Here is a 26868-nt window from a genome sequence, read left to right on the forward strand (position 1 = left end):
GAGCCAGGTCCTCGCCGGCATCTATAGCCCCCTGGCTATCCATATAGCCCCAATAAGTAACGTGTTTTCATCCAGAACCGAGCTGGATAACCATTGCGCATCAAGATCGCACCCTAAAATCGCGATAGTATTTAATAACGCTGGAAGTTGGTGTAGACAATGTTCATCTTCAATTACCAATACACGTGACACAGGCAATGGAATTTGCGCCAGTTACGGCTTCGTTACCTGACATTTTTTAAAAGGAAGCAAGCCCGGTGATAACGGTACAACCAGAACCCAGTGGCTTGATTCATGAACGGTATCAAGAAAAGCCGTCAATCGCTGCTCGCTAGCTTCGCCTGAAAAACGCTCATCCAGCCGTCGGATTAATAACGAAATATTATTCCCGATAAATTGGTACCCACTACTGCTCAGAAGTATGCGATAACCTCTTCGCTATATCAGATACGTCTACGACGAAGCTCTGTTATTTCCGCAAAAGAGCATTTATCTCACATGTTCCTGATCAAAATCGAATGACCCAAGACTTCACTCAGCCGCCAGCGACTCTGGCTGCCCGTTGGCGACCAGTGCCGCCTTCACAGATCCGCTCTGTTTTTTACGCAGAATAAAATCACTGACATAAGCTGCGGCGGCTGTCCGCAGTCGGGGGACCGCCATCGCCTGATGAATATGGGTAAAATCGTCTACCGTTAACCGAAACCCACTGTTTTGTTGCGCATAAGCCTGGAGCTGATAGCGTAATCCCGCCACCGCATCCACCTCGTGAGCCATAAATGCCTCAATCGCTAACGACGCAGTATCAACCCTGTTAATTTCCGCATGCTGCAACTGGCGGCTAAGAAACAAATCATAGGCAGCGCCACGCTCGATAGAGATAGTCACTCCTTGCTGGTCCAGATCGGCCACCTGCTTAAAATCTGAACCGGCTGGCACCAGATAAGTCCCTGAAATGGTGACATAGGGCTGGCTGAAAGCGATTTTCTCTGCCCGTAACGAATCGATAGCCAGAAAGGCAATGTCCCAGCAATCATCATCCACGGTGGCAAAGACCCGCCCGGCAGCATCAAATGCAATCCATTCAACAGACAGACCCAGTTCCTGCGCCAGCTCTCCGGCAAGCTTTGCCGAAATCCCCTTCGGCTGCCCGGCTTCATCCTGCTGTGCTAGCACAGGGTTTCCGTAATTAATGGCCACCCGCAGCCGGCCGGTGGGCGCAAGTTCATCGATTATAGATTTTTCTGTCATTGCTATGGTCCCCTTCAGGCACCTGCCCGGTGGAAGAAAGTTTTAAAGAATACATCAGTTAAACCACAGGCCGTGCGCCCTTTTCCCCCCACCGCCGCCAGGGTTGGAGCTGCCGATATGCCTGTTCGAGGTTATCAAGCTCTTGCTGTAGAAAACCGTAATCCTCGTGATTATCCAACGGTTTTTTTGGATTTTCAGACTGCAGCAGTTCATTAATACGACAGGAAATTTGCTGGTACTGAGCCTCATTCAACGGAGCTTCATGGTCATCTGGCGTGAGTTGATCGGTGGTATAGCTGGCGGCAGCTAATAATTTCCATGACAGCGTTTTGCTGGCACTTACCGCCTTTACCAGCGGCTCTATTTTGAGATGACGCAATTTCGCGGCATCAACATCGTCATCGGCGGTCTGCTGAAGTGAAAGCAACCGGCGACGCAAGCTAATCCTGCGACTCAGCACCGATGAGGTTAAGTGATTTTCCTGCGACAGACTTTCTGCTAAACGCTGAGCGGCCATCAGTGTCGCGCGCATTTCAGCAAAAACCTGGTAAAGAGCAGTACACGGCAGCATCAGCATAAAGACTGCAATCGCTACACCACAACCGATGGCCGTATCCAGCGCCCTGGCTCCCAGCAGCTCATTGAGTTGCTGCAAGCCACCCCCACCGAGTGTTATCAACATACTAAACGTTGTAATAAAAATGGCAGCTATCGCATACTGGACCACCACAAATATTTGGATAATAAATTGCAGTACCCCAACTATCAGGGCTATCCATAATCCCTCAGGATGAAGTGACAGAACTCCCCAGGCCAGTACAATTCCTGCCAAGGTACCGACCACCCGATAAATTGCACGCCGGGTTGTGCCAGGCCAGCCATAAGGCTGATTAAGCACCACCACCACGGCTGCCATTACCCAGTAAGCATGATTGAGACCGAGCCAGGCTCCTGCTGCCCCAGCAACCAGTGTTGCCAGACAGACACGTAATGCCATCTGGAAGGGAACAGACCAAAGGAACAGATTCTCCTGACAAAAACGCAAGCCAGACTGAACCTCAGGCAATACTACCGGGGTATCCATCTGCAGGCACGTTTTGGAAGCTGTCGTCGCAGACTGAGCAATCTGTTTTGCCTGTTGTGACAAAATATCATCCCCGTTTTTGTCTGCAACAAAAGTCATTTCAGCCCTGGCGATAATCGGGCTAAGTTGCTGAGTCAGCGAGATTAAATACTGAATACAGGGAGTTTTCCTGGTCTTAACGGACTGCCGGTTTAGCAATGTCATCCAGGCATTGTCGATCTTCTGAGAGGCATCCAGTCTCAACTGTATACGCCGTTGAACATCCCGACAGGCCGCAAACTGACTGACGGCATTTGCGGCCCCAACCACTGCCGTTTGCTCCGGTTTGTAACGGTGAAACAGGGCTTCTGACATGTGAACAACCCAGGATATCCCCCCACCTAACAGCACCCACAAACCACTTTGCCAGGGATTTGATGACACAGCCGCTATTCCGGTACCGCTGGCACAGGCCAGAGCAAACATATAAGCCCCGGGAGCCCCTACACGGGTAGCATTACATACGAAAGTAGCGATGGTCGAAATCGCTGACACAACCAGTACCGCGGCCCAGGGCGAATTCCCGGGCACCATCCCCAGCATCACTACCACCGCCAGTAACAGAGCCACCACGGCCAGATACCAGCCACGGTTGATAAAAGGGCGATCACTGCCATAGAGTGCCGTGAACGAACCCAAAGTGGCCAGTAACCCCAGGTGAATATTCCCCGCAAAATAGCCAATCATTACCGGTAAACCACAGCAGAGACCGACACGTCCCGCAAAAGGTAAACGTTGACGCACGACGGGTGATAGCATTGTCAATAACGGGAACTTACTGGTTTTGGACATTATTCCGGACAACCCTCTTCTTCTGGTAAGCAACTACCACTGTAGTGGATTACGCAGTTTTGTCACCCGTGTCCGTCTGTTGTATTTGCCAGGCTGACGTATCCGCCAGCCGATTGTCACCATTTTCTCAGTATTTACCCTCGGGCCTGTTCCAGAGCATCCTCCAGAAAACGAACGGCATTACACAGTGCTTTGTCTGCTTCCGGGAGTATACCGGCGAACAAGTGCCAGACATGAAACATCTCTGGCCAGACTTCGAGTGTGGTACGGACCCTTGCTTCGGCCAGATTCCCCGCCAGCCGGATGGCGTCACTGAGCATCACCTCGTTTTCACCTGCCTGAATCATTACCGGTGACAAGCCGTGCAGATTCGCATATACCGGAGAAGCATCCGGATGAGTCGGCAGTTCTCCTGCAAGGAAAGTTCGCGCCAGAATATTCAGGAAATCAGTACTACATAGCGGATCCAAGCCATCCCTGACGCTGGCAGACTTGCCACTATGAGTCAGATTGGCCCAGGGAGAAAATGCCACCCCTGCAGCCGGTAAAGGAATACCGGCATCGCGGGCTTTACGCATCATCGTCACTACCATCGCTCCTCCGGCGGAATCTCCCACCAGCACCAGTTTATTTGCCTCTGCTCCCCCTGAAATCAGGGCCCGGTAGACGGCAAACACATCCTCTAACGGCACCGGGAAAGGGAAATCCGGAGCCTGACGATAGTCGGGCAGATATACCGTGGCTGACAGCTGGCGGGCAAGCCGGCCAGCCAGGCCACAGTACGCTTCGGTACCGCCATGCACGTAGCCACCACCATGAATATACAGTACCACTGTGTCACTGATGCTCTCTTCAGGGATAACACTGAGTACCGGCACCTCTCCCAGCGAGCTATTTTGATAAACTACGCCACTTACCGCCGGAAACAACCGGCTCAACCCACTCATATACTGACGTCGAACCTCCGGCCACTCCATCTCTGTTTCACCATTTAGTTTTTGTACTACCGGGGCTGCGGCCTCAACCCAACCTGCCAGGGCTTTTTTTGCTTGTTGCGGGAGCATTTGCTTACCTTCTGGTTTAATATTCAACAATCCTTATCATATGGCCTTAACTGGCGAATGTGCTTCCCCAATGAGCGTATCAAAAATCCCCAAATCCGCTATGTTATCCTCTGAGCTCGATCTGAAAGCCGTGCGGATATTTATTGCCGTAGCTAAGGCCGGAAGTTTTGTCGCAGGAGGTGCCTCTGTGGGGCTGACACGCTCTGCCGCAGGTAAAGCTGTGACACGGCTTGAAACCTGGCTGCAAACCCGCTTATTCCACCGAACCACCCGAAAATTGTCGTTGACCACGGAAGGAGAAGAGTTTTTTAACCGCTGCCAGCAAATTATTGAAAGCGTGGAAGAAGCCGAAGCCAGCGTGCGCCAGGGTTCTCAATCCCCACGCGGCATCCTGAAACTGACAGTGTCTGAGGGCTACGGAAAAGCGATCATTATTCCGTTTCTTAGCCAGTTTCTTTCCGCGAATCCCTGGCTGAAGGTCGAGATCAGTTTTACCGATCGGATAGTTGATCTGGCAGAAGAAGGATTTGATCTGGCAATCAGGGTGGGAGACGCTCATACCAGCACGGAATATATTAGCCGGGTCATTGAACGCTCAAGGCCAAGGCTTTTTGCTTCCGCCAGTTATCTCGAAACACAGGGAGTGCCTCAAACAATTGCCGAACTCGATCAGCACCGGAGGCTGGTTTACGGGCTGGGAATCTCCCCCACTCAGTGGACTTTCACTGACCAGCAAGGCCATTCAGTGAATGTTCAGGGCAACCATTATTTACGCTTTGACAGTGGCGATGCCATCCGGATTGCGGCCACAGAGGGACTAGGTATCGGGCTGTTACCCACTTTTATTGTTGAACGTGAGCTGCAGGAAGGCCAGCTTCTGGAAGTATTACCTGAAATCGGAACTGCTGAGATTGCTGTACATGCCATTTACCCGAGCCGAAAATTTTTGCAGGCCAGGGCACGGGTCTTTATTGACGAGTTACTGAAATACACGGCTGGTACTGTGGGTAACTCCACAGCCAGCCACGACTAATTCCAGCCTTGCACCGGAGCATTAATCACCACAGACTGCCTGAAACGAATGGCTGTCTGCTGCGGCGCGCGTAGAGATCCAGTCGCGAAAACGGCGATTTACCGGCAGTAACAGTGCTGACTCATCACAGACCAGAAAATAAGCCAGAGGAGAATCAACCGGCCTGAGTAACGGGCAAATCAGTGTCCCGTCACTCAGTTCCTCAGTAATCAATGTCCGGCGGACCAAAGCTATGCCTCTACCCGCTTTAGCAGCCTCAATCACCCCGTTGGAATCGATAAATACCGGCCCACGTTCAGCCTGCTCTCTGCCAATACCGCAGGCTTCAAACCACAGGGCCCAGTCGGCCCGGTGTTCATCATGTAACAACGGATAACCGCTAAGTTGCTCAGGACTGATGCGTAAATCCTGTGAAGAGAGCAGTTGCGGGCTACATACCGGCCATAATGGATCATGAATCAGGCATTCACTGACCAGCCCCGGATAATTTCCGATGCCATGACGGACCACAAAATCAACACCTTCAGAGAGCAGATCGACCTTCCGGTGAGTAGTATTAATCACTATTTCCACCCCCGGATTTGCCGCTTCAAACTCCGGCAGACGCGGCAGTAACCACTGAACCGCAAATCCGCTGGTACAGCTAAGACTGATTCGTTGCTGCCGGGACTCTTCGGTCAAACGTTGGGTGGCCTCTTCTATCTGCAAAAATGCCGGACGGATGGCCCGCAAATACACACGTCCTTCCGTGGTCAGTTCCAGCCGTCGTGGGCTACGGATAAACAAGCGAACGCCGGTGATCGCTTCCAGTTTTGCCACCTGCTGGCTGACTGCACTGGCCGTCACAAACAGCTCTTCGGCAGCTTTAGTGATACTCAGATGTCGCGCAGCCGCTTCAAAACACACCAATGCATTCATAGGAGGCAGTTTCATTATTCACTCACCGATAATGAATTAGAAAAACTTAATTATAAAAGAAATTCTGGTTTGTCGCCGTCAACACTCTGACGCTAAAGTGCAGTACCGGCTCCGCTCTGTACCAGAGTTTCGCCCATTTATATGACATAACGAGGTGCAGCTATGCGTATTACTGATTATTGCCGCTTATTTCTGTTGGCCGCATTGTGGGGAGCCAGTTTTCTGTTTATGCGTATTGCGGTACCTCAGTTCGGTGCCATTAATACCGCTTTTTTGCGGGTGCTATTTGGGCTGGCAGGTCTGACGGTAATACTGCTACTAAGTAAATCGTCGTTTAACTTCTGTGGTAAATTATTCGCCTCACTATTGCTCGGAGTGGTTAATTCCGGGATTCCTTTTCTGATGTATTGCCTGGCCGCAGATCGTTTACCTGCCGGCTACTCAGCTATCCTGAACGCCACTACCCCGCTGACCGGAGCGATAATTGGCTTTTGCCTGTTTGGCGAACCAATGACGGTGCGAAAGTGGCTGGGGGTGTTGTTGGGAATCGGCGGAGTGATGCTAATCACGACGACAGATCCCGCCAGCCAGGTGGGTGGGGCTATCACCGGGATTTTGCTTTGCCTGGTCGCCACCAGTTGCTATGGTCTGGCGGGATTTCTTGCCCGTCGCTGGATTGCCGACAAAGGCGGTCTGGCTCCCGAAATGGTTGCCTGCGGCAGCCAGTGGGGCGCCTTATTGTTCCTGCTGCCATTTTTTATCGGCGACATCAGCTCCGGAGCTCCGGCACATTGGGGAGAGACCAGTGCGTGGTTGAGTGTGGTTGCGGTAGGGCTTTTCTGCACCGCCTGGGCGTATATTCTCTATTTCCGGTTGCTGGCAGATATCGGGCCGCTACGCTCGTTTAGCGTTACGTTTTTAATCCCGCCTTTTGCGGTTCTGTGGGGGTATCTGGTGCTCGGTGAAACCATCAACCGGGGGTTTATCGCTGGGGCAGTGATTATTGGCCTGTCAGTCTGGATGATGGTCGGATCCCCCGTCCCACCACGACAGCGCGATATCAGTGCTTCCCGTTAAAACAGGGCACAGGCCGGAATGAGCTATTCTCAGCTCCGGCCGGGAGGCCGGAAGGGTTAGATCTTCAGCATTTTCACCGTAGCATCGATATCAATCTCATCTTCGGTGAAAATCAACGTCGAGCCCTGAAAAGTGGTGATCGCCAGTTTTTTCAATGACCGCATGGCCCCGGGAGGCACATCAGATTTTGGCCGGATACTGTTCATCAGCGCGCCGACTGACAGTACGGTGTTTTCTTTATCAATCCCGGCATCTGCGGGCACTTCTTCGCTGTAGACCACAAAGGATTTAATCGCGGTCAGCTTCAGCCGCTCACCGGCAATAAAGATATACTTACTGTCCGGAATGACTTTAACCGAGAACGCAGAAAGCCCTTTGTTGTTGGTGCCGGGTTCAAAAGTCACCGCCGCATCTTTCTTTATCAGTTCAGGGTTGGCGACTTTAATCACATGAAAATAGCGGTTATCGCCGTTTTCATCTTTGATAAATCCAAAACCTTTATCTTTAAACCAGGTTGTGATTGTTCCGTTCATCGCTGTTACCGCCTGTTAACTCGTTTATCTGCTCAATTTTTGCAGCGCGCAGTGTAGAATACAATGCCCGCACAGACTATGTTTTTGGCACCTGACTGAGTGATAATTTTGCCGGTGTTCATCTGATTCATTCCCCATTCACCCGGCCAGAAGAAAAGTCATGATGATTTATCGGCTGTCAGGTCAGCCCTTTGGCAGTCACCACTTCGCTGATAAAATCCAGCACTCTTCGCAATAACGGGGAATCCCTTAAATCGGCATGGACCACCAGCCATATCTCCGGAACAAATAGTTCACCGCTGAACGGCACACGTTGCAGATCAGATTCGGCGTCACCGATAAATTGTGGCAGAGACGCCACTCCGGTACCACTTTTCGCAGCCATCAACTGGCTGGTGATATCACTGACGGCACAGCTCAGCGGCCGTCCGTTCGCTGCGGCTACTATCCATTTCGCATGTGGCATAGCGGCATACTGGTTATCGTAGCCAATAAATGCCCAGTCAGACGGCTGGTTTTTCTGTGGGTAATCCCTGTGTGTGTAGAGTGAAAACGGCATGACTCCCAGTTTACGAGCCACATCGTTATCGTCTACAGGGCGGGCCAGCCGCAGAGCGATATCGGCTTCCCGGCGACTCAGGGAGATCCGTGCCGCCTGGCTGACAATGCTGAGTTGAATCTGAGGATAGCGCTGCCGGAAAAGTTGCAGGTTGCCCGCCAGCAGATGAGTCGCCAGCACCGGGGGCGCACTGAGGGTGACCTTGCCCGCTACCTGCTCCTGTTCAGCAAGGGCACTGCGTTCAATGGCAAATGCCGCCTCTTCCATCCGTCTGGCCATACCAATAATCTGCTGTCCAAACGGGGTCACAGAACAGCTGCGGGTGGAACGCCGAACCAGCGTACTGTTAAGGCTTATTTCCAGGCTGTTAAGCCGCCGGCTGACGGTGGCATGATCAACCGCTAAGAGGCGGGCAGCCCCCGACAAACTGCCGGCTTCGGCTACAGCCAGCAAATAACGCAAATCTTCCCAGTTTAGCATCTGTGCATTTTTCCCCGGAGTGTTGTGCAACTATAGGGAATTAACGCACAGCTCACAATTCTCTATGCTGCATCCTCTGAACAAAGGAGTGATGCCGTCATGAATTATCGTACCCGAATCACACAGATTGCCACCTGCCTGGCCTTCGCGATTGTCCTGCTGGACACCAGTGTGGTGAATGTGGCTATCGCCGCAATACGCCTCAGTCTGCACACCGATATGCGTGGTATACAGTGGATCATTAATAGTTATTCCCTGACCTTCTCCGCGCTGTTACTGACCGCCGGCGTTTTGGGGGACAGGTTTGGTTGTAAACCGGTGTTTCTTGCCGGGTTTGCCCTGTTTACTTTCGGGTCATTGTGCTGCGGGCTGTCCCAGACTGCCGGAACATTAATTGCTTCACGGATCATCCAGGGAGCCGGTGCTGCCTTGCTGGTCCCCGCATCACTGTCGCTGATCCACATTTTGTTCCGGGATGATGCCGAGCGCGGAAAAGCCATCGGCTGGTGGGGAGCCGCCGGAGGGATTGCCCTGGCCGCTGGCCCCATGGCCGGAGGCTGGCTGGTGACATGGCAGGGCTGGCCATCGGTATTTCTGTTAAACGTCCCTGCCGGGATTATCGGGCTGCTCATCGTCGCCCGCTATGCTCCGCCTTCCGTGCCACGGCCTGGTAAGCATCCGGATATTGCCGGTCAGTTGACAGTAATCATCACGGCAGGTTCACTGGCTTACGGGCTGATTACTGCGGGGCATAATGGTTGGGCCAGCCACAGTGTACTCAGCTCACTGACCGTTTCCGTGGTCTGCGCGGCGCTGTTTATCGTCGTCGAACGCCGCCATCCTGACCCGATGCTGCCACTCAGCCTGCTCCGCCAGGTCACTTTACGCACCAGTACCCTGGTCGGTTTTATCGCTAACCTGGCATTTTACGGCATGATCTTTGTGCTGAGTCTCTATTTCCAGACGGTACTGCACTACTCTCCGCCACAAGCCGGAAGTGCATTTTTGCCGATGATGGCAATCCTGGTGGTCATGAATATCCTGGCAGGAAGAATCATGCCGAAGGTCGGGGTAAAACGACTGGCTGTGTACGGGTTACTGATCTCTGCCGGCGGCTACGGGTGGCTGATCGGCGCTGGCCCTCTGACAACGCCTCTGGCGATGCTACTGGCCGGTAGCGGGATTGCCCTGGCGATTCCGGCAATCACCAGCGCAGCGCTGGACTCTGTGGCTCCGGGGCAGACGGGTATTGCGGGCGGGCTGCTGAATGCGGCACGGCAGGCTGGCGGGGTTTTTGGGGTAGCGCTGTTTGGCACACTGATTAACAGCCACAACCCAATACAGTTCACTCACGGAATGCATACTGCCCTGGCGATTTCAGCCGGACTGCTGTTGTTCGCTGCCGGAATCAGCGGATTATGGCTTAAACACCGACATAAGGACCGAAAAAACGACACCTTCCGGCCTGACCTGCGGACAGGGGGCATGCGACGGTGTTGTCAGCGCAGTGGCGGCAGCTCTGACAACGTGATGTTCTACCCGGTATTGTTATTCTCCGCCACTCAGTCCCCGACGATGATGATGAACCCGCCCTTCAGCCAACGCGGTAAGCAGTAACACCACGGTAGTCACCCAACTGGCGCATTCCAGTCTTAGCGGCGCAATGATCCATGGGATAAGACAGAGTACGACCGCCCCCGCCAGATGGGGCGCGGGAATTTTTCCGTAAACGGTTTTTTATAAAACGCACTGCCTGCCAGAAAGATCACCGGACCTGCACACAACACCAGGCTGTGTAACAGTCCGGTGGCTTGTTCCGGAGATTCCATGGTCAGGTCATTCCCGACCGCCATCACGATGATGCCGCCTATCAGGATGACATGCAGATAGTGGAACCGGGCCCCCATCCGGCCCTGATCATCAGAGCGGCTGATCGCCAGTGTCGCCTCTTTGCCGGAGGTTCCGAAATAAAGCCACCATACTGCCAGCACCGACAGGAAAGTCGCCGCCATCGCGGAAATTTCAGCAAAACTCCAGTGAGATTCCGCCGACAGTGAACCTCCGGTGGCCAGTAAGGTTTCACCCAGAGCGACAATCACAAATAACTGACAGCGTTCCGTCAGGTGCCCACCCTCAATCGTCCAGTCACGGGTGGAAGATCGCCCCATTCCCGGAAAGGCAAAACCGCTCATCGGCGACAGGTATTCACATAACACCGCAATCACCCACAACAGGGTGCGCAGATCTCCCCCAGCCAGCGCCCCACCAAACCAGAACACCGCCGAAACCAGCAGCCATGCCAGCATCCGTCGGTAATTAGGACTCAGCGCATGTTCACGGCCCAGCACTATCACTATCACTATCACCAGGGTACGTCCGGCCTGTATCACCACATAAGCCAGGGCAAAAATCCACGCCCGCTCAGTGAATGCTTCGGGTATCGCGGCAGACATCACCAGTGCGGCCGCCATCACAAAAAATAATAGTCCGCGAATGGCCGGGGTTTCCGGACTAAACCAGTTGGTTACCCAGCAGGTATATTGCCAGCCCAGCCAGACAGCGAACCAGAGGATTAAGGTGTGCAGTCCCCCTGAAAAACTCAGGTCATGCAATAAACTGTGGCTGAGTTGCGTCACCGCAAACACATACACCAGGTCAAAAAACAGCTCCTCCCATGTCACCCGCGCATGGTGGCCATCACGCTGGCGTAATAACGTCGACGCCAGATTATTATCAGCCATATATAGTCTCTTTATCGTCAGTCAGGGCTTCCTGCACGTCGGTTGCCGCCCGCTTTTAAATGCAACCAACCCGGTACTTTCCGGGATCAGACCAAAAGCACCGGGTAATGATCCTGCCGGGTGCTGCCGGAGACTTCAGGCAACAGGGTATGGCAGTTATTTGGTAGTATAGCCACCATTGACGAGGATAGTTTGTCCGGTCATCCACCAGCCATCAGTGACCAGAAAACGTACCCACGGCACAATATCTTTGATATCGGTCAGACCGGTTTTACTGAATGGTGACAAAGCCGCTGCGGTTTTGTGATAGGCCACGGCATCCGCCCCTTCGGCAGGGTAGAAGAACGGAGTATCCATCGGCCCCGGTCCGATGGCTGTTACCGAAATTCCGCGTTCGCCCAATTCTTTCGACGCCGCCCGGGTGAAATGTTCCACCGGGGCTTTCATACCGGCATAGGCGGCATAATACGGGGTATAGGCGCCCAACAGTGATGTGACCAGCGTACAAATCCGGCCATTATCGTTCAGGTGTTTACCGGCTTCTTTAAGAAAAAAGAAAGCGGTCTTGGCATTCACCGTACTCATCTCGTCAAATTCTGTTTCACTGATATCAGCCATCGGCTTTTTCAGTACCTTGCCGACCGTGTTGATGGCAATATCCGGACGACCAAACTGTGCCACCACATCGGCGAACAGTTTTTCCATCGCCGCCGCTGAACTGAGGTCCGCCTGAAATGCTGCCGCGTTGGCACCGGCAGCAATAATCTCTGCCACGGTATCGTCGGCCTGCTGTCGGGTCGCCGCACTGTTGTAATGTACGGCAACGGCCGCCGCGCCCTGTTGCGCAAAATCACGGGCAATCAGCCCCCCGAGGTTTTTTGCCCCTCCTGCGATAATCACGACTTTACCTTTAAGTGTATGTTCTGACATAACCAGCCCTCTGAGTGAAAGATGATGCGGCGATCCCGCTGATAAGCAGATTAGTACAGATTTTTATTGTATAAAGGTGGATGATTTGTATTCACTATGCAGAAAATACGATTAATAAGTGCTTATGGATTCCATTGAACAGTTTCGTATATTCATCCGTGTCGCAGAGATTGGCAGCTTTATCCGCACGGCGGAAACCCTTGACCGGCCAGCCTCTACCGTGTCGGCAGCCATCCGTGAGCTGGAGAGCCGGCTCGGAACCCGGCTGTTTCACCGTACCACCCGTCACGTTTCTCTGACTTCTGACGGAGAAACCCTGTACGCACGCAGTCAGCAACTGCTACAGGATATGGAAGAAACCGAGAACCTGTTTCGTCAGCAGGACGGCAGGGTGACCGGCAAACTCAGGGTTGATGTACCGGGAAGAGTTGGTAATCAGATAATCATTCCCGCGCTGCCAGATTTCTTTGCCCGCTATCCGCTAATCACCCTCGAACTCGGGGTGACCGATCGCAGTGTCAATCTGACGGAAGAGGCTATCGACTGTGCGGTACGGGTTGGCAAACTCAGCGACTCCGGGTTGATTGCCCGCCCCACCGGAATGCTGAAGCTGATTAATGTGGCCTCTGAAGGTTATCTGAACCGCTATGGCAAACCCACGACCCCGGGGCAACTACAAAATCACTACGTGGTCGGTTATGCTTCTCCGACCTCTGGTCGCCGGGAAAACTGGCAATGGGCCGCAGATGGCGAAACTTTTTCAGCACAGGTGAATGCCATGCTGAGTGTGAATAATGCAGAAGCCTGGATAACTGGCTGCGTCGCAGGGATGGGGATGATTCAGATTCCGGAATATGATGTCGCAGAGCTGCTGGCTGCCGGCACCTTGCATCAGGTGCTACCGGATTACCTGCCCCCCCCACTGCCGGTCAATATCATCTACCCACATCGCCGCCATCTGTCACGACCACTGCAGCTGTTTATCGACTGGCTGGAACCCTTATTGCGGGAAAAAATGCGACTCACCCGCCCACAACGGCCTCGGGTGAGTAAAACTGATTACCGGTAATTACACAGCCTAACGACCCCTGAAGGAATATTTACATTTTTATCATTTAATATAATAGGTTACTTAAAAATATTCTGTCATATCCTTCCGTCGGGCAGATCGGCAATTTTGCAGACACCAGGCAGATGATTTTGCTGGTATCAAAAGATCTCCACGCCCGCCCACAGTGCATATTACGTACCCGCATGGATCACTTTTTTGCGCTATATAAAAAAATACATAATGAATTCAACCACTAACTCCTGAAGAAAAATTCTTTTAACTGAGATTAATCAAACAGTTAAATTTTCATTTTCGTGGAATCAAAACATGGCACGATTCTGGCTTTGCATTAAGTATAAATTTTTCCCTTAAATGCAAAATCAGGAGCTGTCATGGTTAATGTTGTGACTACGGTGAATGAAAGCACATTATTCAGTCGCCAGATGAAACGTGTTTTATACGCCAGTATTATTGGCTCCGTCATTGAATGGTACGATTTTGTGATTTACGGGATGGCGGCAGCACTGGTGTTTAACCATCTCTTTTTTCCAGCCTTTGATCCTTCGGTTGGCATCATTCTTTCACTGAGCACTTATGCCGTCGGCTATTTCTCCAGACCGCTCGGGGGCATCATTTTTGGCCATTTTGGTGACAAGCTGGGACGAAAAGCGATGCTCACACTGACTCTGGTGCTGATGGGGATGGGAACATTTCTGATTGGCTGTCTGCCCACTTATCACCAGATCGGTCTGATGGCGCCGGTTTTACTGGTAATACTGCGCTTTACTCAGGGGCTGGGCATTGGCGGTGAGTGGGCAGGTTCTGTGGCCCTGGCAGTTGAACATGCGCCGAAAAATAACCGCGGACTGATAGGCAGCCTTATTCAGCTCGGCTACCCTCTGGGTGTGCTGCTGTCTACGGCAGTGTTTGCTTTAATGACTCTGCTGCCGGAACCGAGTTTTATGAGTTGGGGATGGCGAGTCCCGTTTCTGGTCAGTATCGTGCTGGTGTTTGCCGGAACACTGATCCGCTACTACGTTGAAGAAAGCCCGGTATTTGAACATTCAGCGAACAAAGCCGCCAAAACGTCGTTACCTTTTCTCGATATTCTTAAACATCACCGTCGGACCTTTTTCACCGCGATTGGAATTAAACTCTCGGAGATCGCCTGGGTGGTGACCATCACCGTGTTTGGTGTCAGCTATGTCACTCAGCAACTGGGATTACCAAAAACCGTCATCCTGAACGGGCTGGTGTGCGCCGCAGCTCTGGAACTGATCACCATCCCCTTATTTGGCTATTTATCCGATCGCTTTGGCCGACGTCCGTTGTTCTTCTGCGGCTGCCTGTTCACCATCATTGCAGCATTTCCGTTGTTCATCCTACTGGATACCCGCGATCCGACCATTATTGCGCTCACTGTAGCTGTGGCTGTCAGCTTTGGTCAGGGCATCATGTTTGGCCCGGAAGCCGCGTGGATTTGTGAGCTGTTTCCTACTCACTTACGTTATACCGGTGCTTCCATGGGAATGCAGATAGGTGGCGCTCTGGGAGGCGGCATAGTCCCTGTGGCGGCATCCGCTTTACTGGTCTGGGCCGGTGGCTCAACCTGGGCCGTGTCAGTCATGCTGATAGTCATCGCCTTACTCACCCTCTGGGCAACCTTTGCCGCCAGAGAAACAGTCCACAGTGATCTTTAGAGGTAATCATGAATTCACTCAACCGACCTGCCAGTAACGACCCAATAACCTTTTGCGGCAAAGTAGAGTTTTTACATCTTTGCCCGCGGGCGTTTCTGCCAATGCGGACCGTAAGCTCATTAAAACTTATTGCCGGTCAGGGGATTGAAGGCGACCGCTACAGCCTGAGCAGCGGTTTTTATTCCCATAAACCAGAGGAAGGACGTCAGGTCACTCTGTTTGAAATTGAAACACTTGAGGCCCTGAAACGGGACCACAATATTGATTTCACCCCGGAAGAACATCGCAGGAATATCACTGTCCGGGGAGTACCGCTTAATCATCTGGTCGGTAAACGCTTTTGGGTGGGCGAGGTATTACTGGAGTCCACACGGCTTTCAACACCCTGTAAACATCTGGAGGAAATTACCGGCAAGCCGGTCTTTGACCCGCTGATTAACCGGTCCGGGCTGAACTGTAAAATTATACAGGGCGGAATTATTTATGTGAACGATGCCATCCGTAATGCGTGAGTGAATACTATGCACCCTATCACTTATATTACTACCAAAATTACCGCCCTTCAGCCGACCGGCGATGATGCCTTATTGATCACTCTGGCTGATCCGGATCGCTGGGAACTTCCCCCGTTTTCTGCCGGAGCTCATATTGATTTACTGCTCGGCAACGGGGTAAGACGTAGCTATTCACTGTGTGGTGATCCCGCGAATCACTATGCGTATCAGTTAGCCGTAAAACGTGAAACAGAGAGTCGCGGCGGATCCCGGTGGATCCATGAACAGTTTTCTCCCGGGATGGAAGTCCGCATCTCCCTGCCACGCTCCACTCTTCAGCTTCAGCCGCACAGGCAACACCATCTGTTAATTGCCGGCGGGATTGGTATTACTCCTATGCTGTCGATGATTTACTCACTGGAACGCGCCGGTCTCTCATATCAGTTGCATTACTTCTACCGCGGATGCCCTCCATTACTGGCGGAAATTCAGCAGGTAGCACAACAGGGTGAAATCTTCCTTTATCCGCACGGATACAGAGAAGGCCGGAAATTTGAATTGCAGGATATTATCCCGCAGCCCGATGAAGAACTGTGTCTCTATTGCTGTGGTCCACAGAGAATGATGGATGCCTTTAATCTGTGCACTGCAGACTGGCAAAGTTCACAATGCCAACAGGAGCATTTCTCCGGCGTGGAGGTAGATGACGCCATGTTTCCGTCCTACCAACTAGAGCTTCGGCAATCCGGTAAAGAAATCACCGTCAGGAAAGGACAGTCTCCATTACAGGCTTTGCTTGAGGCCGATGTTTATGTTGACCACTCATGTGAAGGCGGTATTTGTGGGGCCTGTCGTGTTAACTGGTGTGAAGGCAGCCCGGTACACAGAGATAAAGTACTGACTGAGCAACAACGCCAGCAGGAGCTGATCCTCTGTGTGGCTGGCTGTAAAAGCAACAGGCTGGTGCTCGATTTATAATAATAAACGGCGGGTTTTTCATCGCATCGCTGAAAACTTCAGGCTATAGTGAGCTGCCCTATAACCGAAGAACTCAAGCCTGATCTGCTGAGTCCAGGATGAACACAGATAAGCTATGACCAGTGGCCCTGAAGAAATTACCCGCAAAAAAATTGCTCTGCAACTGAAACAACGCCGCAAAGAATTAAACCTTTCACTGCAGTCCCTGGCAGAAAGTTCAGGGGTCAGCGTGTCGATGATTTCGCGGACGGAGCGTGGTGAAGTTACCCCCTCAACGTCGGTACTTTCGCGACTGGTTAATGCACTGGACTTAAGTTTTGCCGGCCTGATGGGATCCAGAGCCTCAGAAGATATTGTGGTTCTGCGTGCAGGTGAGCACCCTGTTCTCCGGGACAAAGCCAATCACTTTACCCGCACCTGTTTGTCACCGATCCTTCCAGGCAGAGGTATTGATGTGGTTAAAGTAAACCTGGGCGGACATTCAGACTCCGGTGAACTGGTCGCCCACAGCCATTCTGTCAAAGAATATGTCTACGTGCTTCAGGGACAACTACAGATTACGGTGGGAGAAACCGTCAGCCTGTTAAACGCCGGTGATTCCATGTTTTACACGGCCACCGTTCGCCATGGCTTCTCTAATCCAGCGGCAGAAGACTGTGAGTATCTGCTGGTGATTGACGGGAAATAAGCCTGTACGGACTGAGCGATGGCTGACTCGTCATCGCCCATTCTGCAATTCAGGCAGAAAAGTCCGTAGTTTCGGTCAGCTGTAAGGCCTGCAACAGAGTTGCGGGCGTGACGGCGAACGGCAAATCATCCAGGCTGTCAGCCGGGAAACGAATCTGATGGGCAATCTGATACAGTCTGGCCGCCCTGTCGCCCTTCAATCCTGGCAGGCGCAGTGGTGTACCAAACTGCCGTAACAGACTGAGCAACTGCGGATCGGGCTGCTGCAGGCCGTTATCCAGTAATGACTGAAGTAGCAGACTGAAGCCAACCTTTTCCCCGTGCAGCCAGTCATGAAGTTCCGGCTGATGGGTCAGCGTATCATGAATTACATGGGCCACTCCGGGAGTCGCCAGTGAGCCACGAACGCTGTTTGCCAGCCCGGCCAGGGCAATATTCGCTTCAATCACCTTCTCAAGATCTGCGGTCACCTGCTGTGACTGATTAGCGACGACTGCCGCAGCTCCCTGGCGCAGAAAAATGTCAGTGGCCTGCCGGGCTGCCGCCACTTTTAAATCCAACGCCAGCAGATGAGGGTTTTTCCGCTGAAAGGGTTCGAACTCATACCATTTCGCCAGCGCATCGACGATACCGGATCGCAGATAACGCGGGTCCGACGCCGCAATGATGGCACTGTCCACCAGAATCAACGCCGGCATCTGTGACAGTTCGTTGCTGCTCAGATGCCCGCCCTGCGAATTATAGATAATCGCTAACGGCGACCAGGCTGCGCAGGTCGCGGCCAGCGTGGGTACGGTAATCAGCCGACGATCGCCTAAGGCTTCATTCGCCGCTTTGGCGGTATCCAGCACCCGGCCACCGCCAACCGCCAGAATGCCTTCGGCTCCCTGCTGCTGAACATTGTCACGGAAACCCGCCACCGCCTGCGCGGTACATTCTCCCTGCAAATACTCAGTCTCCCAACGGATTCCTGCCTGCTCCAGGCTATGGATCAACTGCGGGTTTACCGCCTGCCAGGCCCGGGGAGAAGTCAGTATCCGCAGATGGCTGGCCAGGGGGCGAATCAGTTCACCGGCCCGGACCAACAGACCTGGTTCCTGCAAATAATTTTGCGGAGATTTTACGCTAAACATCTGAATTCCTTAGCCGGTTAACGACGATGGGCCAGCGAACGCACGACAATATCGCCGGTTTTCTGAATCGCCAGCACCAGGAACAGCAGCATAATCACCGTCCCTGCCATCAGCGTGTTATCAAAACGCTGATAGCCATAACGAATGGCCAAATCTCCCAATCCACCACCGCCCACTACGCCGGCCATGGCAGAGAAACCAATCAGCATAACGATAGTTAACGTAACCCCGGACACCAGCGCAGGTAACGCTTCCGGCAGCAACACCCGGCTGACGATATACCAGAGATTACCGCCCAGTGACTGCACCGCTTCAATACGACCGCGATCCACTTCATTGAGTGCACTTTCCACAATCCGTGAAAAGAACGGAAATGCTCCGAGAGTAATAGGTACCACGGCAGCGGTACTGCCCAGGGTAGTCCCGACAATCAGGCGCGTGAAAGGGATCACCGCGATCAGCATGATCACAAAGGGTAATGCCCGGCCAATGTTCACCACCCAGTTCAACAGGTGAGAAATCACTGGATTTGGCAGTAAGCCGCCCTTACGGGTCAGGAAGAGTAATACACCCACCGGCAGGCCAATCAGCAGCGTAAAGACTGCTGACAACAACACCATATACAGAGTGTCCGTGGTTCCGCTGATCATCAGATCCCGAAACTGTCCCCAGTCTACGCTACGCATCTCTGAGCTGCCTCCGTGAGATATTTTGCCCTGAATGCACGATCGGTATCGCCATCCTGCAACAGTAGTTGCCGGAGTTCCCCGTCAGGGCGGGCCATAATTTGTTGCAGCGTCCCGCTCTCCACCAGTTGGCCTTTTTCCAGTAAGGCCGCACCATGGCAGATACGTTTAACCACCATCATTTCATGAGTGATCAGCACCACCGTTATCTTCAGCTTTTGCTGAATATCGGCCAGTAAATCCAGCACCGAACAGGTGGTTTCCTGATCCAGCGCGCTGGTGGCTTCATCGCACAGCAAATAACGGGGATTGGCCGCCAGTGCGCGGGCAATACCGACCCGCTGCTTCTGTCCTCCAGACAGGCGGCCCGGCCAGGCATCCGCAAAGGCTTCCAGCCCGACCAGTTGTAATAACTCTCTCACCCGCTGCCGGCGCAATGGTTTGGCCACCCCGGCAATCTCCAGCGCCAGATCGATGTTCCGGCTGACGGTGCGTGAGTGCAGCAGATTAAAGTGCTGAAAAATCATCCCCATCTGCTGTCGTTGCTGACGCAGACCGCTGACCGGTAACTGCGCGATATCCTGACCATCAATCAACACCCGCCCCGAAGTGGGTTGTTCCAGGCGGTTCAGACAGCGCAGCAACGTACTTTTCCCCGCCCCGCTGTGTCCGAGGATGCCAAAAATGGTTCCCTGCTCTATGGTCAGTGACACATCACGAATCGCGGGTTCAGCGGCTCCGGGATAGAGTTTGCTGACCTGTTCCAGCCGAATCATTGCCCGGCATCCCTGACTGGGATCACCGACCCGTTATACTTCTTACGAATGAAGTCAGCGACCTGCTGAGATTCCAGATCTTTTGCCAGTTCAATGATCCGTGGATCATTTTTAAGCTCAGGCCGGGTCACCAACAGGTTGGCATAAGGGTTATTTTTGGCTGATTCCAGTCCCAGTGCATCTTTGGCCGGAACCAGCCCGGCTTCCAGTGCATAATTGCCGTTAATAATCGCGGCATCGACATCATCCAGAGATCGCGGGATCTGCGGTGATTCAATTTCGATAATTTTAATCTTTTTAGGGTTATCCACGATGTCTTTCGGGGTCACCAGCACCGAGGTTGCATCGCCGGCAGATTTAAGCTTAATCACCCCTTTGTCCTGGAGTAAATAGAGCGCACGACTCAGGTTGGTGGAATTATTCGGTACCGCGATACTGGCGCCCTGCGGCAGATCGGCCAGCGATTTCACTTTATGAGAATAGATGCCTAATGGCTCGATATGCACCGAGGCCACAACGCTAAAGGTCTTACCCAGCTCTTTTTCCTGATCTTTCAGATAGGGCAGATGCTGAAAATAGTTAGCATCGACATCGCCGGAAGCTAATAATGCATTCGGATTCACACCACCATTCATCTGGATAATTTTCAGATCTAATTTCGGATCTATTTTCTGAACATATTCCAGTATTTCTGAATGAGGTACGGGATCAGCAGCCACCCTTAATGGCGCGGCATGTACCGCCTGGGAAATAATTAACGCCAGCCCTGCCAGACCATAATATGCTGATTTCATCATCTCACTGTTCCTTATTTTCCGAATGAATTGTTATTTATTATTGAGATACTCGCTGTAAAAACGTTCGGCAACCTGCGGGTGGGAGCGCAGGCGACCTTTTAAATAATTCCAGCCCACATCACGCAGCAATGGATTTAACGGATCACTGGCGGGTCCGTTGGCTAATTTCGCCAGATGATCCGGTAACTGGTATAGCGGTACTGTTGCATCGAGCTGCGCACCGAGAAAGAAAGCCACAGACAACCGTTCATGCCCGGCCTGCGGCGAAATAACCCGGTGGATAGTCGCCCGTAAATAGCCATTAGTCGCCAGTTCCAGTAACTCGCCGATATTCACCACAAAAGCATCTGGCACCGGTACCGCATCCACCCAAACATCTGGCGAAACTTCGACCTGTAACCCCCCCTGCTCGTCCTGCAACAACAGGGTTAAGAACCCTGAATCCTTGTGCGCACCCACGCCCTGACGCGACTGGTCGTCGCTACGCCCGGGGTAACGGATGACCTTGATATGTTCGTTAGGATATTCACCATACAGGCTGTCAAACGCATGACGAGGCAGAGACAGCGATTCAGCAAAGGCACGTAATAACTCCAGTGCCACTGAGGTCATCTCCTGTTGCCAGCGGGTCAGCACAATGCGCAGTTCCGGCAGGGTTTCCGGCCACTGGTTGGGCCCCTGCATCCGCTGCCAGACGGGAGCCTTTGGGTCATTTATCGCAGGTCGTTCTGCACCAATATCAAATTGCTCGCGGTAGTCCGGCTGGCTGCGGGTAATTTCCACTCCTGCGCGGTTATAGCCACGAAAATGCGGTGAGTTTGCCATTCTGACGCTCAGCTTATCGGCTTCCGGCAACGCAAAGAAACGCCTTGATATATGCTGAACATGGGAGAGTAATTCAGAAGAAATACCATGGCCGGTCAGATAAAAGAAACCGATATCACGGGCGGCTTTCCCCAGTTTTTCCAGCAGTGCCGCACGTTGTTGCGGGCTGCCCTGTAATTCGGAGAAATCTATCACCGGTAACGCTATATTATCTGCTGCCATGAAAATCTGCTCCTGACTGATGAATAATTTCATCATGCCATTGCAGTTTATTATTCACTACCAACATAAAGTTCTGTGCTTAAGCAAAAAAATGAATATCGCGATTCATTGGTTTATCAGCCAGATACACAGAAAAAATGCTTTATTTTCCAGCCTCTGTACCGTGAATAATAAACTCCGGTGGCTGCCAGGCCGTTATTTCCGGCAGTGGTCCGGTGTATATTTCAACCTCAACAAAACAGGTCTGGGCACTGCAACCCTGACCGAGCCGTGAGCTGCCGGTGTCCGGGGTTAAGATATTCGGATTGCCATGCTTATCCAGCGATCCTTCGAGCATCGGATCCAGCGGATCATACCAGGCGCCGGTCGACATCTGGATCACTCCTGGCAATATATCTTCACTTAACCGCACCCCGGCCAGCAGGGCACCGCGTTGATTAAATACCCTGGCCACAGACTGGTCAGCGATCCCCCGCGTTGCCGCATCCCGGGGATGCATCCAGAGAGGTTCACGGCCCTGAATCTTGGTCTTGCGGCTGACCGACCCCTGGTCATACTGGCTGTGTAACCGGGTCCGGGGCTGGCTGGAGAGTAAATGCAACGGCCATTGCCGTTGCTCCTGTTGCCGGGCAGCCTGTTCATCAGGGTACCAGCAGGCATAGCCCGGAGCCTCCGGATAGCCAAACCCGGCTACGGTCGCGGAGAATAATTCAATTTTCCCCGACGGGGTGGACAGTGGCGCAGCCTGCGGATCTTCACGGAAGTCTTGCAGTAAGATCTGTGGCTTCACCGGCCGCGGATATTCAATAACACCGGCTTGCTGAAATTCGGCGTAACAGGGTAATTCAATGCCCTCCGCAGCAGCCCGCGGCAGCGATTGCTGATACAGGTATTCAAGCCACTGCTGTTCATTGCGGCCTTCGGTAAACCGCTCCGCAAATCCCAGTTTGTCGGCAAGCTGGCTAAAAATAGCATAATCATCCCGGGCTTCGGCGTATGGCGACAACTGTGGGTGCATGGCTATCATAAAACCATCATTAGAAGCGCTGCCAATATCTTCCCGTTCCAGCGAGGTGGTCGCCGGCAGAACAATATCGGCAAATTTTGCCTGCGCGGTCCAGTATTGCTCATGAACAATCACCGCCTCTGGCCGACGCCAGCCACGAATCAACCGGTTAAGATCCTGCTGGTGATGAAAGGCGTTTCCTCCGGCCCAGTAAATCAGCCGGATATCCGGATAGGTCAGGGTCTGACCATCAAACTGATACGGTTTTCCCGGGGCCAGCAACATATCGGTAATTCGTGCAACCGGAATCCGCGCCTTCACCGGATTGATACCGGCCGGCATCCTCGGCCCGGAAAAACGGCGTCGGTGCGCCCCCGCCAGATTAGTAGAGGCATAGCCAAAACCGATCCCTCCGCCCGGGGTTCCGATTTGCCCTAATAGTGAGGTCACGGCAACCAGTGCCCAGAATGCCTGCTCTCCCTGCCTGGCTCGCTGTACAGACCAGGCCATATTGACCATCGTTCGCCGTGCCGCCATCAGACGGGCCAGTGAGCGAATGGTCCCAGCTTCCAGCCCTGTTATCTCTGCAGCCCATTGCGGATTTTTTATCTGACCGTCAGTCACGCCTTGCAGGTAGTTATTAAAGCGGTCAAAACCCACTGTGCAGCGCCGGATAAAATCTTCGTTAACTAACTGCTCTTCGCTCAGAACCTGGCAAATAGCCAGAAGTAATGCGGTATCGGTCCCCGGTTTTATCGCCAGCCAGTCAGAGGAAATGCCACTGGTGAGATCATGACGAACCGGACTGACATTGATAAACCGGCAACCATTGTTCTGCAGGGTTTGCAGCCAGTGGTCCAGCGCATGATCATTGGCACCACCGCCGTTTACCTGAGAGTTTCGCGAAGGTAGTCCGCCAATAGCCACAAATAACTGGCAATGTTCGGCCAGTACCGGCCAGTGAGTATGCTGACGCTGAAGTTCGTCCAGATCACCCAGAATATGGGGCAGCACACGCTCGCCGGCGGCGATGCTGTAGGTGTTGGTACTGCCGGTATAGCCGCCGAAACAGTTGAAAAAACGGTGGAGCTGACTCTGAGCATGATGAAAACGGCCGGCGCTGGCCCAGCCGTAAGACCCCCCGTAAATAGCCTGATGACCGTGGGTTGTCGCCACCCGTTTCAATTCACCGGCGGTCAGACTGAGTGCCTCCTCCCAGCTCACTTCAACAAAGGGTTCCCGGCCACGCTGTTGCGGATTATTTTTGCCCTGTAAAAAACCAAGGCGAACTGCCGGGCGTCGTACCCTGCTGTTTCCCTGAACACTATCCGGCAACGAATAACCAATCGGTGATGGCTGGCGGTCGGCCGCAAAGGGGGTAACCGCAGTCAGGCGACCTTGCTCTACCTGTGCCTGATAGGTTCCCCAGTGAGTGACAATCAATGAATGTCTGGCATTTTTTCGGACGGCTCATCGCGCTCCCGCAGTTTCAGTCAATACCGTTAAGGTGCTTAGTCACGGCGAATTCTGCGTGCCAGCCGGGTACCTACCGTCTGAAGCAGCTGTACCACCACAATCAGTACCAGCGCCGTAGATACTGTGGCAAACACATCAAAGCGCTGATAACCGTAAGTAATCGCCAGATCGCCAATTCCCCCTCCGCCAACGGTACCGGCCATAGCGGTGGCCCCAAGTAAACCGATAGTCGCCGTGGTGAGCGCCAGAACCAGTGAAGCGGCCGCTTCCGGTAACATAAAGTGCCAGATGGTCTGGAATGTACTGGCGCCCATCGCATCGGCAGACTCCAGTATTCCGTCATTCACCTCCAGCAAAGAGCTCTCAATTAACCTGGCGATATACGGAGCGATAAACACCACCAACGGGACAATCGCTCCTGGCGTCCCAATCGTTGTGCCTACCAGCCAGCGGGTCAGCGGCAGGATGGTAATTAACAGAATAATAAACGGCAGTGAGCGCAGAATATTGATAACGGGATTCAGTAACTGATGCACCAGATGGTTGGGCAATATCCCGCCAGGCCGGCAAATCACCAGAATTATCCCCAGCGGAATTCCCGCCAGCGCCCCAAACCCCAGAGAAATACTGACCATCAGCAACGTATCCTGTGCTGCTCCCAGGAACTGATCGCCGGTGACGGCGGTGTTAAAGAAATCAAACATCGCTGATTTTCACCCCTGCATTCACTAAATAGCCGACCGCAGAATCAATATCAGCCGTCTGACCACTGATCCGCAGAATCATAAAACCAAGGATGGTCTGACTCACCTCCGACATACTGGCAAACAGGATATTGACCTGCACCGGATAGTCACGGATCAGCTGATTAATAATCGGTTGCTGTGCCGTCTGCCCGACAAATTCCAGCCGCAGCGCCCTTCCGCCCGGCTGCTCACGAATAGCCGCCAGTGTCTGTTCCGGCAGCCGGTCATGAATAACCGTCTCAACCAGCCCGGCGGTCACCGCCTGCTGTGGCTGACTGAACAGATCCAGCACTCTTCCCTGCTCGACGATTCGCCCTTTGGACATCACGGCGACTTTATGGCAAATTTTTTGTACCACCGACATTTCATGAGTGATCAGCACAATCGTGATCCCATAGCGGCGGTTAATTTCCTGTAATAACAGCAAAATCTGAACCGTGGTATGCGGGTCGAGTGCCGAGGTCGCTTCGTCACACAGTAGGACCGACGGGTTGGTGGCCAGAGCTCTGGCAATACCCACCCGCTGTTTTTGCCCTCCGGACAGTTCATCCGGATAACTCTGAGCCTTGTCACTGAGATTCACAAATGCCAGCAATTCACTGACCCGCTCACGGATCTCCTGTTTACTGCGCCTTTGCAGAATCAGCGGAATAGCCACATTATGAAATACCGTCCGCGAGTTCAGCAGATTAAAGTGCTGGAAAATCATACCGATATCTTTTTTAGCCTGGCTACGCTCCCGCCCCGAAAGGCCCTGCAACGACACACCATTGATCAGGACTTCACCACGGTCGGCAGTTTCCAGGCTATTGATCAACCGCAACAAGGTACTTTTACCGGCCCCGCTGGCGCCAATAACCCCAAAAATCTCACCGCGCTGAATGGTCAGATCAATATTATCTAACGCAGTCACACTTTCGCCTTTACGGGAGAAGACTTTACTGACGGCGTTAAACGTAATGATTGGAGAATTCATTTGAAATAGTCAGGCAATAAATAACCATCATACTGATGGTGAGAAAGAATATAGGATTTAAATTCGGCAGAATGATATCCGGCGATAATATCTTTGGCGAACGGCGCCTGTTTATTTTTCCCGGCGACCGTCACCACGTTAATAAACTGGCTGACCGGGGTTTCGAGTTTCAGTGCCGATGCCAGTTTAATCCCACTGGAGACCGCAAAATTCCCCTGAATTAATCCGTAATCAACATCCGGCAATGCCCGTACCTGCTGAGCATTGTCCATCTCTTTCAGGACCAGCTTATAAGGGTTTTCACTGATATTGCGCTGCGAGAAAGTCGCAGGATCACTGTCCGGGCTTATCTTCAGCCAGCCTAAACTTTGCAGTACCAGCGCGGCACGATACTCATTCGGTGCCTGGTTAGGCACCGAAATCACAGTGCCTGGCGCCGGAGTATTCAGGGTTTTCAGTTTCCCGGCATACAATCCCATAGGCGGAGTGGGTACCTGGACAATCCCGACATTATCAATGCCCAGCCGGTCATTGACTGATTTCAGATACACCGGATGCTGCATAATATTAGCTTCGATTTTCCCCCGGGCAACAGCATCATTCACCTGAATTCCGTCGCTGAAATCCAGATATTCAATCTTATAGCCTTTCTTAATTAAATAAGGAGCCACGCCTTCACGGAACTCATCTTTATAAGGTCCCGGGTTAAATCCTACCCTGATAAGTTTTGTATCCGCGTGAGCCACAGAGAAAAGGGCCGAAGAAGCCAGCAAAGAAATAATAAGCCTGTTCGTCAGTGAACGATACATAAGAA

At 52.7% G+C, this 26868-nt stretch carries 26 protein-coding genes; 8 read left to right on the forward strand and 18 right to left on the reverse strand.

Going from position 1 to position 26868, the window contains the following annotated elements; translation table 11 throughout:
• Positions 1-21: 21 nt before the first annotated feature.
• The 4 genes from HA49_RS21870 to HA49_RS15785 all read right to left on the reverse strand — a co-directional run bounded on the left by HA49_RS21870 (position 22) and on the right by HA49_RS15785 (position 4230).
• Positions 22-198 (reverse strand): Wadjet anti-phage system protein JetD domain-containing protein, encoded by a 177-nt coding sequence (locus HA49_RS21870; RefSeq protein WP_281177718.1) that lies wholly within the window; start codon positions 196-198, stop codon positions 22-24.
• 333 nt (positions 199-531) lie between these two features.
• Complete coding sequence (locus HA49_RS15775; RefSeq protein ID WP_038023609.1) at positions 532-1251, reverse strand: transporter substrate-binding domain-containing protein; 720 nt, start codon at positions 1249-1251, stop codon at positions 532-534.
• Between the two features lie 58 nt (positions 1252-1309).
• Positions 1310-3166, reverse strand: a complete 1857-nt coding sequence (locus HA49_RS15780; protein ID WP_038023611.1) for an FUSC family protein — start codon at positions 3164-3166, stop codon at positions 1310-1312.
• A gap of 134 nt (positions 3167-3300) precedes the next feature.
• A complete protein-coding gene (locus tag HA49_RS15785) occupies positions 3301-4230 on the reverse strand; it encodes an alpha/beta hydrolase (RefSeq protein ID WP_038023614.1) in 930 nt (309 codons plus the stop codon).
• Positions 4231-4300: 70 nt separating this feature from the next.
• Here HA49_RS15785 and HA49_RS15790 point away from each other — a divergent pair, with 70 nt between their 5' ends.
• On the forward strand, positions 4301-5263 hold the full coding sequence (locus HA49_RS15790) for a LysR family transcriptional regulator (protein WP_038023616.1): 963 nt from the start codon (positions 4301-4303) through the stop codon (positions 5261-5263).
• Positions 5264-5284: 21 nt separating this feature from the next.
• Here HA49_RS15790 and gcvA read toward each other — a convergent pair whose 3' ends face one another.
• Positions 5285-6196 (reverse strand): transcriptional regulator GcvA, encoded by a 912-nt coding sequence (gcvA, locus tag HA49_RS15795; protein WP_038023618.1) that lies wholly within the window; start codon positions 6194-6196, stop codon positions 5285-5287.
• Positions 6197-6343: 147 nt separating this feature from the next.
• On the opposite strand from gcvA, the gene HA49_RS15800 reads away from it, so the two are divergent.
• Positions 6344-7258 (forward strand): DMT family transporter, encoded by a 915-nt coding sequence (locus HA49_RS15800; protein ID WP_038023621.1) that lies wholly within the window; start codon positions 6344-6346, stop codon positions 7256-7258.
• A gap of 56 nt (positions 7259-7314) precedes the next feature.
• Here HA49_RS15800 and HA49_RS15805 read toward each other — a convergent pair whose 3' ends face one another.
• Positions 7315-7791 (reverse strand): cold-shock protein, encoded by a 477-nt coding sequence (locus tag HA49_RS15805; protein ID WP_038023624.1) that lies wholly within the window; start codon positions 7789-7791, stop codon positions 7315-7317.
• Positions 7792-7969: 178 nt separating this feature from the next.
• Complete coding sequence (locus HA49_RS15810) at positions 7970-8830, reverse strand: LysR family transcriptional regulator (protein ID WP_038023626.1); 861 nt, start codon at positions 8828-8830, stop codon at positions 7970-7972.
• Positions 8831-8929: 99 nt separating this feature from the next.
• Between HA49_RS15810 and HA49_RS15815 the strand changes: the two genes are divergently transcribed.
• A complete protein-coding gene (locus tag HA49_RS15815; protein ID WP_072055953.1) occupies positions 8930-10447 on the forward strand; it encodes an MFS transporter in 1518 nt (505 codons plus the stop codon).
• A gap of 35 nt (positions 10448-10482) precedes the next feature.
• Here HA49_RS15815 and HA49_RS15820 read toward each other — a convergent pair whose 3' ends face one another.
• Together HA49_RS15820 and HA49_RS15825 are read right to left on the reverse strand one after the other, a co-directional pair.
• Complete coding sequence (locus tag HA49_RS15820; protein WP_211259079.1) at positions 10483-11571, reverse strand: low temperature requirement protein A; 1089 nt, start codon at positions 11569-11571, stop codon at positions 10483-10485.
• Between the two features lie 156 nt (positions 11572-11727).
• Positions 11728-12501, reverse strand: a complete 774-nt coding sequence (locus HA49_RS15825; RefSeq protein WP_038023628.1) for an SDR family oxidoreductase — start codon at positions 12499-12501, stop codon at positions 11728-11730.
• Positions 12502-12625: 124 nt separating this feature from the next.
• Here HA49_RS15825 and HA49_RS15830 point away from each other — a divergent pair, with 124 nt between their 5' ends.
• The 5 genes from HA49_RS15830 to HA49_RS15850 all read left to right on the forward strand — a co-directional run bounded on the left by HA49_RS15830 (position 12626) and on the right by HA49_RS15850 (position 17412).
• Positions 12626-13570, forward strand: a complete 945-nt coding sequence (locus tag HA49_RS15830) for a LysR family transcriptional regulator (protein WP_046791876.1) — start codon at positions 12626-12628, stop codon at positions 13568-13570.
• Positions 13571-13944: 374 nt separating this feature from the next.
• Positions 13945-15252 carry an MFS transporter gene (locus HA49_RS15835; RefSeq protein ID WP_038023629.1) on the forward strand — a complete coding sequence of 436 codons (1308 nt, stop codon included), beginning with the start codon at positions 13945-13947 and terminating at the stop codon, positions 15250-15252.
• 8 nt (positions 15253-15260) lie between these two features.
• On the forward strand, positions 15261-15764 hold the full coding sequence (locus HA49_RS15840; RefSeq protein ID WP_038023631.1) for an MOSC domain-containing protein: 504 nt from the start codon (positions 15261-15263) through the stop codon (positions 15762-15764).
• A gap of 9 nt (positions 15765-15773) precedes the next feature.
• The gene (locus HA49_RS15845; protein ID WP_038023634.1) at positions 15774-16724 is read left to right on the forward strand and encodes a PDR/VanB family oxidoreductase; all 951 of its coding nucleotides are present in this window, start codon (positions 15774-15776) and stop codon (positions 16722-16724) included.
• Between the two features lie 115 nt (positions 16725-16839).
• Positions 16840-17412 (forward strand): helix-turn-helix domain-containing protein, encoded by a 573-nt coding sequence (locus tag HA49_RS15850; protein WP_038023635.1) that lies wholly within the window; start codon positions 16840-16842, stop codon positions 17410-17412.
• 49 nt (positions 17413-17461) lie between these two features.
• On the opposite strand, the gene HA49_RS15855 is transcribed toward HA49_RS15850, so the two are convergent.
• The 9 genes from HA49_RS15855 to HA49_RS15895 form a co-directional block, all read right to left on the reverse strand.
• Positions 17462-18544, reverse strand: a complete 1083-nt coding sequence (locus HA49_RS15855) for an iron-containing alcohol dehydrogenase family protein (protein ID WP_038023639.1) — start codon at positions 18542-18544, stop codon at positions 17462-17464.
• 17 nt (positions 18545-18561) lie between these two features.
• On the reverse strand, positions 18562-19230 hold the full coding sequence (locus tag HA49_RS15860) for a methionine ABC transporter permease (protein WP_038023642.1): 669 nt from the start codon (positions 19228-19230) through the stop codon (positions 18562-18564).
• On the reverse strand, positions 19218-20006 hold the full coding sequence (locus HA49_RS15865) for a methionine ABC transporter ATP-binding protein (RefSeq protein WP_052752531.1): 789 nt from the start codon (positions 20004-20006) through the stop codon (positions 19218-19220). Before HA49_RS15865 ends, HA49_RS15860 begins: the two co-directional genes overlap by 13 nt.
• Complete coding sequence (locus tag HA49_RS15870; RefSeq protein ID WP_425427754.1) at positions 20003-20800, reverse strand: MetQ/NlpA family ABC transporter substrate-binding protein; 798 nt, start codon at positions 20798-20800, stop codon at positions 20003-20005. The genes HA49_RS15865 and HA49_RS15870 overlap by 4 nt, the downstream gene beginning before the upstream one ends.
• A gap of 33 nt (positions 20801-20833) precedes the next feature.
• Positions 20834-21850: an isopenicillin N synthase family dioxygenase gene (locus tag HA49_RS15875; RefSeq protein ID WP_038023902.1), complete on the reverse strand. Its 1017-nt coding sequence runs from the start codon at positions 21848-21850 to the stop codon at positions 20834-20836.
• A gap of 142 nt (positions 21851-21992) precedes the next feature.
• Entirely contained in the window at positions 21993-24299 is a 2307-nt protein-coding gene (locus HA49_RS15880) for a molybdopterin-dependent oxidoreductase (RefSeq protein WP_038023647.1), read from the reverse strand.
• A 68-nt stretch (positions 24300-24367) separates the two neighbouring features.
• Positions 24368-25036 carry a methionine ABC transporter permease gene (locus tag HA49_RS15885; RefSeq protein WP_038023650.1) on the reverse strand — a complete coding sequence of 223 codons (669 nt, stop codon included), beginning with the start codon at positions 25034-25036 and terminating at the stop codon, positions 24368-24370.
• Positions 25029-26042: a methionine ABC transporter ATP-binding protein gene (locus HA49_RS15890; RefSeq protein WP_245610248.1), complete on the reverse strand. Its 1014-nt coding sequence runs from the start codon at positions 26040-26042 to the stop codon at positions 25029-25031. Before HA49_RS15890 ends, HA49_RS15885 begins: the two co-directional genes overlap by 8 nt.
• Before the next feature lie 8 nt (positions 26043-26050).
• On the reverse strand, positions 26051-26863 hold the full coding sequence (locus HA49_RS15895) for a MetQ/NlpA family ABC transporter substrate-binding protein (protein ID WP_038023656.1): 813 nt from the start codon (positions 26861-26863) through the stop codon (positions 26051-26053).
• Positions 26864-26868: the final 5 nt, after the last annotated feature.

Origin of the sequence: Tatumella morbirosei (assembly GCF_000757425.2) — a bacterium.
GTDB classification, from domain to species: Bacteria; Pseudomonadota; Gammaproteobacteria; order Enterobacterales; family Enterobacteriaceae; genus Tatumella; species Tatumella morbirosei.